This window comes from Clostridium sp. Cult1, assembly GCF_021655095.1.
Classification (GTDB): Bacteria; Bacillota; Clostridia; order Tissierellales; family Tepidimicrobiaceae; genus Schnuerera.
Window position 1 is genome coordinate 1,100,731 of the sequence record NZ_PPXW01000001.1, and the last position, 1,719, is coordinate 1,102,449.

Here is a 1,719-nt window from a genome sequence, read left to right on the forward strand (position 1 = left end):
CCAGTTGTAAACAAGAATAACCCAAAAACGAAAGAGGAAATTATTAAAAATAAGAAAATAGCTAGAAGAAGAATATTACTTTTGAGCATAATTATAATTCTAGGATATATAGTAAAAGCTGAACTACTAGATTTATGGTTTATGCTAGCTTTAACAGATATTTCAATTGCATATTCAATACTCAAACAAAAATTTTTAAAAAGGGGGAAAAGTAAAAAATGTAAAGACAAAAGTATTAGGGAATATTGCTAAATTATCAAAGAAGACAGCTACAGCAGCAGAAGGAAAGCAGTCAATGTTTTTAACCTTTGAACCAAAGAAACCAGAGAAGAAGTAAAGAAAGGGAGAGTGAAAAGTGAAAAGAGAGTTTTGTAGGAAATTAACTTTTGTTGTTAGTTGTTCTATATTAGTATTTAGTATTTTAGGTGTAATGTTAGTTTTTGCAACTGCTAGTGAGGGTAATCATAAGTATGTTACAGTAAATGGAAAAGACTACGAATATTTTGCGGATATAAAAGAGGGATATAAGAGTCTGAGAGCGGGAACATATATAGGTCTTACTAAAGGTAGTCCTCAAGCTGGGCTTATGGCTGCACTTCCTAGGGTATATGATTCAAATGGTTATTTATATGCTTCAGCGAAAGAATGGGAATATAGTGGCCCAAAAACAGTAGGAATGAATGTGCCTATATTTGCAGAACATAATGGGTCTTATTATAGTCATGGGAAAGTTAAGATATATAATGGAAATGGATATAACACATATTATACGTACAAGAGTCCTATTATGACTCTTAGAGATGGAAGAAAACCTCTTTCATTATATATTACTACTGAGCATATAGATGATTCGGGTTATGAGGTAAATAGCAATGGAGAAACATACGGTTCAGGATCTAAAGAAGCTATTTTGGGTGTAGCTCCAGATTTAATCAAAGCTCGTGGAGTAGATGGTACTTTAGGGTATGTTCGTTCTGAAGATATCGAACCTGAAGCTGCAGAAAATCCAGAAGAAGCTGTAAAAATGATGGAAAGACAAAAAAGTGATGATGTAAAAATAGTACCTTTATACAAGGTAGATGGCAAGACAATTATAGGTGAGTTCAAGCTTGAAACGATAAGTGAGAAGGATATTATAAAAATTGAAGAAAAGTAATTTATTGAATTGAATTTAAAAATTTAATAGCTTTAATTTATATAAGAAAAGAATAGCAAAATAAAAGGTAGATTTTTAAAAATCTAGCTTTTATTTTGCTATTCGTACCGTTTTTCCTACCATTCGTACCATATTGAACAAATTTAAGATTAAATATGGTATATTTTTAGTAAATAAAGTTAAATTTTATGGAGGGCAAAGATGCTACATAAATTGGCTGAAGATATAAGTTTTTATTTGATAACCAATAAAATAATAGATATAGAGGATAGGGATATTTATATATATGGTTTAGAATTGCTTATTTCTACTTTGTTTACATCAATTAGCATATTAATCCTAGGATTATTAATAGAGGAATGGATTTCTGGAGTAGCATATCTAACAGTATATTTTTTTCTAAAATCCTATACGGGTGGGTATCATGCAAAACATTATTATGAATGTTATATCTATTCCATATTAGTTTTTATAGTTTTAATATTTATAAATAAGATAACTCTATCTGTTTATAAACCAATTATAGGGTTGTTGTCATTAATTTTATCTATAATAGTCGTATT

The 1,719-nt window shown here is 29.4% G+C and carries 3 protein-coding genes; all 3 read left to right on the forward strand.

Annotation, left to right across the window (positions count from 1 at the left end):
* Nucleotides 1-252: hypothetical protein (locus C3E89_RS05385; RefSeq protein ID WP_236911450.1), on the forward strand; the 252-nt coding region annotated here is incomplete at its 5' end.
* Between the two features lie 103 nt (nt 253-355).
* Nucleotides 356-1,156: a hypothetical protein gene (locus C3E89_RS05390; protein ID WP_236911451.1), complete on the forward strand. Its 801-nt coding sequence runs from the start codon at nt 356-358 to the stop codon at nt 1,154-1,156.
* 201 nt (nt 1,157-1,357) lie between these two features.
* The coding region (locus C3E89_RS05395; protein WP_236911452.1) for an accessory gene regulator B family protein at nt 1,358-1,719 on the forward strand (362 nt) is incomplete at its 3' end.